An 8,126-nucleotide genomic window follows, 5' to 3' on the forward strand; every position below is an offset into this window, starting at 1 on the left:
AAGATCGTCGCCATGTGGCGCGCTCGCCAGACTTGTGATCAATGGCCTGCTGAGCGGCGTACGGACCGTGACGATCGACGTGAGCCGCAGCACCGGCTCAGCGGCAGAAGCGGACGTCACGGCGAGCACGACGGCCGGTGCTACGAGCTCTATGAGGTCGACCCGGCCAACTGCCGAAACTCTGCCGTGGCCACACGCCTAGATCTGCGTTCTCGCCTGCTCGATGTGTCGCATGATGGCGTGAGCACCGTGCGCGCGTGCGACGGTATGTGCCTCGTCGAGTGTTGCGAGCGCCTCCGCTCGGCGGTCCTGGGCGGCGGCGATGTAGGCCAGTCCGATCATGTTGGAGGCCACGCCCGGCAGGGCCCCGATCTCTCGACGCAGCCGTGATGACTCCTCCAGCCGCTCGCGTGCCTCGTCCAGCCGGCCGGCCGCGTGCGCCGCTATGCCTAAGTGCCTCAGCGCCTCGGACCAGGTCGGCTTGTCGCCGGTCTGCGCCGCCAGCCGGCAGGACCGCTCCAGGTACGGAACGGCGGTCTCGTTGTCACGCCGGATGAACTGGTAAAGGCAACCGATCCAGAACAATGCCTCGGCCTCGCCGCGGGTGTCGCCCAGTGCCCGGTACAAGTCGAGCGCACGCTCGAACAACGGAAGTTCAGTCGGATCCTCGGAAGACAACGAGCCGGCGTCCGCGTCCGCGCTCTGAAACCGCGCGTGCACGATCCTCCCACGCGCCAACGCTGCATCGGCCTCTACCGCGTCCAAGCCCTGTTCGGCGTCGATCAGCGCGCTGGAATCCCCGCCGTATACCGCCCGTTCATAGAGCTCTCTGGCCCGTTCGATCCGATCGTCGATGCTCATACGCCGCCCCCGCTGGCATCGCCACTATGTGCCGGATCTAGCAGTCTAGCCAGGGCAAGGCCGGAGAGGACGTCCGCTCATCGGCACGACAGGGCGGTGCCGGACGCACGGTCAGCGGCAAATGAGTGCACCGCGGCGAGGGGACGGCTCTACCGGATCGCCGGGGAATCAGCGCCACCTCGACATGCCCACGTCACCGGTCGCCCTGGCTGAGCATCGCCCGCCGACGCCCCCATGAACGGATTTTTAGCCCGATCAGTACCGCTGAGACAAATCCCGGTCCACAGTGGGCCGCTAGTACGCCGGCCAGGCTCGGGCCGCCCCAATCCGACCGGTAGTCGGCCGGATCCTTCATGTTGATCACGAACGGCTCGACAGCAGCACGAACAATCAGGTAGAGCCCGAACAGCATTCCGACAGCGGCAAGGATCCTCTTCATGCGCACGACGCTAGAAGGAGATCGCGCGGCTCCACGTCACTCCCCGGTATCATCTTCCGCCTCGTACCAGCGTGCGACTGCCGCACGTCGACCTGACTGAGCGTCGGAATCGAAGACGTCCGACTCGCGGCATGACAGGACGCCCGAGGGTGACCAATCGGTTGTCGCGTGCTTCGATGGGAAGGTGACCCGCCTCCATGAATCCGAGCATGTCGTCACCGCCAGCCGTGATATTGCCGCGACGGCTGCGGAGATCTTCGAGCTCATCGCCGATCCGTCACAGCAGCCCCGCTGGGACGGCAACGACAACTTGTCCGAGGCGCTTTCCGGGCAGCGAGTCCATGCCGTCGGTGACGTCTTCATCATGACGATCACGACAGGCAGCGTCCGCGAGAACCATGTGGTCGAGTTCGTCGAGCAGCGCCGCATCGCGTGGCGACCAAGCGAGCCAGGCCAGCCGACACCCGGGCATCTGTGGCGGTGGGTACTCGAGCCGATCGACGCATCACACACGCGCGTGACGCACACCTACGACTGGACACAACTCACGGATGAGAAGCGCATCCCGCACGCAAGAGCGACCACGGCGGACAAGCTGCGGGCCTCGCTCGACCGGCTCGCCGAGCTGGCCGAACGCCGCTGATCCACACCCTCGGAACGCCATCAGCCGAGCAACGTCGTTCAGCGGAGCACGTCCCGAATCCGGCGCCGCCGGCCATCGGCCGTTTGATCACTTCGACGCCGGGCCTCCGCCATGATCACGTGCGCGCTCATCGGCAGAAGCGGATGTTGCCGCATCCGCGTCCTAGACCACCGGGGTTCACAGTCGGTAGCCGGCGAGCCGGGGGATCGCGTAACCCATCAAGCGGAGTCAACGTGTAACGCCAACCGGAGTACGACACCGGACTGCCGGCGGCTGCCGGCGATGTCGGGTCTCAGGACGTCCGTGACAGATCGGTCTCGGGACGTGGGTGACACGTCCGGCTAGACGATCTTGTTACTGGACAGGGTGGCGGTACTGCTCGGTCGTCGGGACTACGGGCGGGCCCAGCTGGCGAGTTCTCTGGCCCCGGTTGCTGTGGTGGGGTCGGGGTCTTGGGCCAGGGCGTTGCAGAGGATGAGGAAGTCGTCCACGGTGCCGGTGAGCTGGCCGAGCCAGTCGGGCATGAGGTAGTTCACGACGGCGGCGTGGAGGTGGTAGAGGTGGTCGAGGCCGATGGTCAGGAGATCCGTGGCTGTGGTGGTTGCTCGTGCGACGAGTCGGGTGCCGTGAATGTCGTTGCGGCGTAGCAGGGCCAGGCAGGTCGCTTCGACGACGGCGGTGTCGAAGCGGTCGAGGAGGAGCCGCTGGACGATGTCGGCGATGGCGTCTTGGTGGGCCCAGGCGGCGAGTTGTTGTCCTGCGGCGGCCCGGGTTGACCAGTCCGGGCTGTTGGCGGCCGTGATTGTTCCCTGAGGTGGGGCAGGGGCCTGCATGGGCTCAGACTTCCACAGGGGGTTGTGCTGTAGGGGTGCGTCGGGCTGGTTCTGGCTTGCGGGCCTTGAACCGGGCGATGGGCTTGGTGGTGGTGCGGGGGACTTCGGTGACGAGCTGGTCGCCGTCGTGGACGCGGAAGGTGGTGTCGGCGGCTTCGACGGTGAGGGTCGCTCCGGCGTGGGCGATGCCGACGTGGATGCGTTGACCGGCGATGACCAGGGATCCTCGGCAGCTGACGCGGCGTTCGACCCGGATCGGTTCGGGTGCTGGGGTGGGTGGTGGTCCGGCGGGGCGGGCGTCGCGGATGCTGGCGACTTCGGCTGGTGTTAGGGGGTTGGCCAGGCTGCGCAGCAGGATTCCGTCGGCGGTGATCTGCATGAGGCCGCGGTCGAGTCGGACGGTGACGCGCCTGCCGGCGAAGTGGTAGCCGACGGGGTGTTGTCGTCCGGCGAGGCTGATCAGGCCGGTGGCGTTGACGAGCCGTTCGACCTCGATCGGGGCGCCGGCGTGGACGGTGCCTGTGGTGATCGGTGGTGGCCCGGCGGATTGGCCGTCGTCGGCGAGGAGTTGACGCAGGTGGTCGACGGTGAGCCGGGATGGCACGGTCTTGAGTCGGACGCCGTCGATGAGCAGGTGGACGACGGTGGTGTCGGCCCACAGGGTGACCGGGAGCCCGGACCGGGTGGGGCTGAGCCAGAACTGTTGCCCGCAGACGGTGAGGTTGCCCGAGGCGGGAACGAGGCGGGTGACCTCCACGGCCAGGCCGACGTCGTCGCCGGTTGCCGATGCTGCTGCTGCGGCGGTGGCCGAGCCGGCGGCTGACGGAGACGTCGGCGGTGGTGCAAGCAGCGGCTTTCGGGGTGCGGGGATGGTGGTGGCCAGCGTTGGCGGCAGCCGCAGCGGGATTTGCTCCTCGGCGGGCTGGGCGGTGAACCGGTCGGCTGGGAACGCCATCCCAAGGGACTGGTGGGGTCGTTCGTTGTTGTATTCGTGCCGGAATACGTCGATCGCTGCCTGAGCTTCCTCCGGGTCGGCCCAGACTTCGACGTCGTCGAGGAGTTCGCGTTGCAGGGTCTGGTGGAACCTCTCGACCTTGCCCGTGGTGGTGGGTGAGCGGGGCTTGGTCAGCCGGTGGGTGATGCCGTTCTCCCGGCAGATCCGGTCGAACATCACCTCGCCGCCACCGCGGCCGAAGCGGGCGGTGAACTGCTTGCCGTTGTCCGTGAGCACCTCATCGGGAACCCCGAACCGTTGCAGGGCTTCGGCGAAGGCGAGACACACGGCCCGGCCGGTGACCCGGCGGACCACGGCGGCGATGACGCAGAACCGGGAGTGGTCGTCGACGCCGGTGACGACTTTCGCCTCACCACCGTCAGCGAGCTGGATGCCGCCGACGATGTCCATCTGCCACAGCTCCATCGGCCGGCCCCGTTCCCACCGCCGGTAGTCCTCCCGCCGCCGGCGGCGGGGCGTCGGGTCGACCAGGCCATGTCGGACCAGCACCCGATGCACCGTGATCCGTGACGGGACCGGGCCGGGACAGTCGCGTCGGCCGAGCTCATAGACGAGGCGACGGGCGCCCCAACGGGGATGGTTCCGGCGCAGCTCACAGATCAGCGCCTCCACCTCCGGCGACGTCTGCCCCGGTGAGGAGCGAGGCCGGCTGGACCGATCGGCCAGCCCTTCCAGGCCCTCGTCCTCATACCAGGCCAGCCAGCGGTGCACCGCTTGGCGGGAGACTCCGAATCGTTCGGCGACGTCCGTGACCGTGGATCCGGCAAGCACGTCCTGGACGGCTCGATACCGCTGTTCCATCACGCTCATCTCCACCAACACTTGGCAGAGTGTCACGCAGGTCCTGATACCGATGTGTCACGCAGGTCCCGAGACCGGACAGCCGACTGGCGGCGATGTTGTGCAAAGTTTCTGTACGTCTTCAAGGCGGCCCGCAACGGGCCGCACGCGCCGCCGCCAGGGCGCGCGGCCTACACTCCGCTGCCGCTCCGCTCCGGCCACGCATAACGCCCGGCGGCTGGCGCGGAAAGCGGGGAGCCCGGAGGGCCGCCCCACGACAGACCGTTGACCGGTGGTGTGGTGGGCCGGCAGCCGGCCGGGCCGCGCGGCCAGCAACCCGCGCGGCGTAGGGGAGCGCACGCCGGCCGCGTCGGCGAGCTGGCTGCGCTGGCGGGATTGTGGTTAGGGCGCCTCCGGCGGGGGCGCTCCGGCTCCAGGATGGCCGGGGCTCCGTCTGCGGGTCACGGTTCGTGGGTGGTTGCGGTAGGCCATCCCGCCTGCCACCAACCCGGGCGAGCCGAGCAGACCACCACCCGACCCGCCAGCATCCGTACGAGCCGTCGAGGTCCGCTTGACGTGGCGGGCCGGGCGGCGGCCCGCTTCCCCAGGAGGGCGGGTCGATGGCAGACAGTGAGGATGGTGGGGTGGGTCGCCGGGTTGGTCTGACTCACCGGCAGACCGACGGTTGCTGTCCTCATCCCGATTCGTCGGCCGGCTCGGTGGCCCCGGCAGCTGCATGTCACCGGTCAGGCGTCGTGACTTGATAGGAGCCTGTGCGAGAGGCGCCCACCACTGTGTTGTCCGCATCGCCTAACCGGTGACGTGTCCACGAATCTCGACGCAGACGAGAGAGGCGGACCTCACCAGCATGACAGCCAAGAAGCGAACTCTCATCGGTGGTGTCGACACCCACCGCGACACCCACCACGCCGCCGTCATCGACAGCACCGGCGGCCTCCTGGGCGACACCGAGTTCCCGGCAACCACCGCCGGCTACGCCGATCTGCTGGCCTGGATGCGCTCCTTGGGCCGGGTAACTGCCGTGGGAGTCGAGGGCACCGGCAGCTACGGCGCCGGCCTGGCCCGCTACCTGACCAGCAAAAAGATCGCCGTCGTGGAGGTGGACCGGCCGGACCGCCGAGCTCGTCGCGCACAGGGCAAGTCCGATCCGATCGACGCTATCGCCGCCGCCCGGGCAACCCTCGCTGGCACCGCGATGGGCACGCCGAAGACCCGCACCGGGCCGGTCGAGGCCATCCGCGCCCTCAGGGTCGCCCGCCGAGGAGCGGTCAAGGCCCGCACCGCCGCCCTCAACCAGATGCGCGGCCTGGTCGCCGCCGCCCCCGAGCCCCTGCGAGCCCACCTGAGCAGGGTCAGCGCCGCCACGCTGGTCAGCCGGTCCGCTGCCCTGACCTACGACCCGGCCACACTCCAAGAACCCGAGCACGCCACCGCCGCAGCCCTGGTCGGACTCGCCCGCCGCGTCACCACCCTCACCGAGGAGATCACCACCCTCGACCGGCAGGTGACACCCATCGTCCAGCGCGCAGCGCCCCGCACCACGGCGCTGTTCGGCGTCGGCCCCGACGTCGCCGCCCAGCTGCTCACCACCGCCGGCGACAACCCCGACCGGCTGCACTCCGAAGCCGCCCTCGCCCACCTCTGCGGAGCAGCACCCATCCCCGCCAGCTCCGGACGGGTGCGCCGCCACCGCCTCCACCGAGGAGGCGACCGCGGCGCCAACCACGCCCTACACCCCATCGCCCTCTGCCGCATGCGCTACGACCAGCGCACCCGCGCCTACGTCCACCGCCGCATCACCCAAGGCCTCAGCAAGCAGGAGATCCTGCGCTGCCTCAAGCGCTACATCGTCCGCGACGTCTACACCGCCCTACGGGCCGACTTCGCCGCCCTCGCCCCTTGACCTCCATAGGAGCATCGGGATGGCGCGGTAACGGTGGCCGGATGGCGTGAATCAATATCGTCTAGCTGACACAACGGCGTGGGTTGCCGTGCGATGGTCGATCATTCCTGGAGGCCAGGGTCGTGGTGGGGACTGATCACGGGCTGAATGACTCCGATGAGGGGGACCACGGTGCCTCGACGTAGGGTCCGTCCGTTGAGGCCGGGGTCGGTGCGTGGGTCCTGGTGGGTGCGGATTTCCACGCTGGCGAGCATGGTGGCTGCCGGGGTCGCCGCGGTGACGGCAGTACTCGCCCTGTGGATGAAGCTGGCGGACAAGCAGCGTGACCTGTTGGCAAGGTTGTCTGTCTGGTCGGCGGTGGCGGCGGGGGTCGGGTTTGTCGCGGTGGTGGGTGGGAAGCTGGCCGAGGGTCGAGCGGCCCGGGTCCGCCACGATGCGCAATGGCGAGCCACTGTTGGGCAGTTGTTGCGGGAGTGTCCGGATGGCGCGCTGCCCCGGCTGTCGGCGTTGTCTAATGCGGTGTTGGGGGCGACGCCGACGCGGTGCACGGCTGAGGAGTTGGCGCCGTACGTCCCCCGACCTGGTACCGACAGGAGGCTTGCCGACCTGCTGACTCGGGTGGGGCCGCCGTTCGAGTTCGTGGTGGTAGTGGGCGCATCCAAGGCGGGGAAGTCGCGTACGGCCGCTCACGCGGCCCGGCAGGCGTGGGATGGGCGGGATCTACAGGTGTTGCTGCCCATGGACGGGGAGGCGCTGGCAAAGCTGATGCGGCTAGAGCCGCCGTTGCCGCTGGCAGTGCCCACGCCGGTCTGGCTGGATGACCTTACTGCTGCGGATCTGTCCCACCTCACCAGTGATGTGCTCGACGCGGTGGGGCGACGGGGTTGGTTAGTGGCGACGATGACCGAGGAGCGGTGGAACCAAATCTGCAACAGCAGCGGTGACATCACCAGGACGGCCCGGGTCGCACTTGGCCGTGCCGTACGGGTGCCGCTGGATTTCGAGTTGACCGAGTCGGAGCTGACCGAGGCGCGACGGCTGTACCCGGCGGAGACGATGACGGCCAGTATCGCCGAAACCCTTGTGGGGGCGCAGTGGCTGTTGGACAAGTACCGCGCCGGCCGCAGTGACCAACCGGCCGGCTGCGCGGTCGTCCAGGCGGCGGTCGATGCCCGGCGTGCCGGTCTGTCCCGTCCGATACCGGCCGAGTACCTGTTGCGGTTGTTCCCGCTGTACCTGCGCCGCATCCGCATCGATCTTGAGCCGACCACCGCGCTGTTCGAGGAAGGCTTGGCGTGGGCAAAGCAGCCGGTAGCCTCACAGGTGGCGCTGATCGCCGGCACACCTGCTGGCTATCAGGTCTTTGACTACATTGTCGCCACCGATGACGGGCAGGAAGGACACCCCCCGCGGCCGGTCCTCGGAAGCCTCTGGACCGAACTCGTCAGCGTTGTTCATCCCATCGATGCTTACGACATCGGTGTAGTCGCCTACCTGCGGGACAATCGCCAAGCGGCGATCGCCGCGATGCGAAAGCGGAAGGTGTCAACCTTTTCGGGGCGGGTGGTTCAGGGGTTCGTTGACTGAGTCGGCTCGTCGTCGGGCTTGTTGATCCACGCGGGTTCGGGTAG

Annotated in this window: 7 protein-coding genes; 3 read left to right on the plus strand and 4 right to left on the minus strand. The window is 68.5% G+C overall.

The window, feature by feature from the left end:
• Positions 1 to 198: 198 nt before the first annotated feature.
• Positions 199 to 861 carry a tetratricopeptide repeat protein gene (locus ACWD6N_RS36780; RefSeq protein WP_450006601.1) on the minus strand — a complete coding sequence of 221 codons (663 nt, stop codon included), beginning with the start codon at positions 859 to 861 and terminating at the stop codon, positions 199 to 201.
• Positions 862 to 1,054: 193 nt separating this feature from the next.
• Positions 1,055 to 1,300, minus strand: coding sequence for a hypothetical protein (locus ACWD6N_RS36785; protein WP_450006603.1), 246 nt, complete (start codon positions 1,298 to 1,300; stop codon positions 1,055 to 1,057).
• A gap of 184 nt (positions 1,301 to 1,484) precedes the next feature.
• Here ACWD6N_RS36785 and ACWD6N_RS36790 point away from each other — a divergent pair, with 184 nt between their 5' ends.
• Positions 1,485 to 1,943 (plus strand): SRPBCC family protein, encoded by a 459-nt coding sequence (locus ACWD6N_RS36790; RefSeq protein WP_354968215.1) that lies wholly within the window; start codon positions 1,485 to 1,487, stop codon positions 1,941 to 1,943.
• Between the two features lie 392 nt (positions 1,944 to 2,335).
• On the opposite strand, the gene ACWD6N_RS36795 is transcribed toward ACWD6N_RS36790, so the two are convergent.
• Complete coding sequence (locus ACWD6N_RS36795; RefSeq protein ID WP_450006605.1) at positions 2,336 to 2,776, minus strand: hypothetical protein; 441 nt, start codon at positions 2,774 to 2,776, stop codon at positions 2,336 to 2,338.
• A gap of 4 nt (positions 2,777 to 2,780) precedes the next feature.
• On the minus strand, positions 2,781 to 4,601 hold the full coding sequence (locus ACWD6N_RS36800) for an IS481 family transposase (RefSeq protein WP_450006610.1): 1,821 nt from the start codon (positions 4,599 to 4,601) through the stop codon (positions 2,781 to 2,783).
• A gap of 838 nt (positions 4,602 to 5,439) precedes the next feature.
• On the opposite strand from ACWD6N_RS36800, the gene ACWD6N_RS36805 reads away from it, so the two are divergent.
• Positions 5,440 to 6,495: an IS110 family transposase gene (locus tag ACWD6N_RS36805; RefSeq protein WP_450006607.1), complete on the plus strand. Its 1,056-nt coding sequence runs from the start codon at positions 5,440 to 5,442 to the stop codon at positions 6,493 to 6,495.
• A 228-nt stretch (positions 6,496 to 6,723) separates the two neighbouring features.
• Positions 6,724 to 8,082, plus strand: a complete 1,359-nt coding sequence (locus ACWD6N_RS36810; protein WP_450006609.1) for a hypothetical protein — start codon at positions 6,724 to 6,726, stop codon at positions 8,080 to 8,082.
• Positions 8,083 to 8,126: the final 44 nt, after the last annotated feature.

This window comes from Micromonospora sp. NPDC005163 (genome assembly GCF_053599835.1).

Bases quoted from the DNA above. Each gene is read 5' to 3' on its own strand.
- ACWD6N_RS36805 (WP_450006607.1), top strand. From the start codon at position 5,440: ATGACAGCCAAGAAGCGAACTCTCATCGGTGGTGTCGACACCCACCGC.
- ACWD6N_RS36800 (WP_450006610.1), bottom strand. From the start codon at position 4,601: ATGAGCGTGATGGAACAGCGGTATCGAGCCGTCCAGGACGTGCTTGCC.
- ACWD6N_RS36785 (WP_450006603.1), bottom strand. From the start codon at position 1,300: ATGAAGAGGATCCTTGCCGCTGTCGGAATGCTGTTCGGGCTCTACCTG.
- ACWD6N_RS36780 (WP_450006601.1), bottom strand. From the start codon at position 861: ATGAGCATCGACGATCGGATCGAACGGGCCAGAGAGCTCTATGAACGG.
- ACWD6N_RS36795 (WP_450006605.1), bottom strand. From the start codon at position 2,776: ATGCAGGCCCCTGCCCCACCTCAGGGAACAATCACGGCCGCCAACAGC.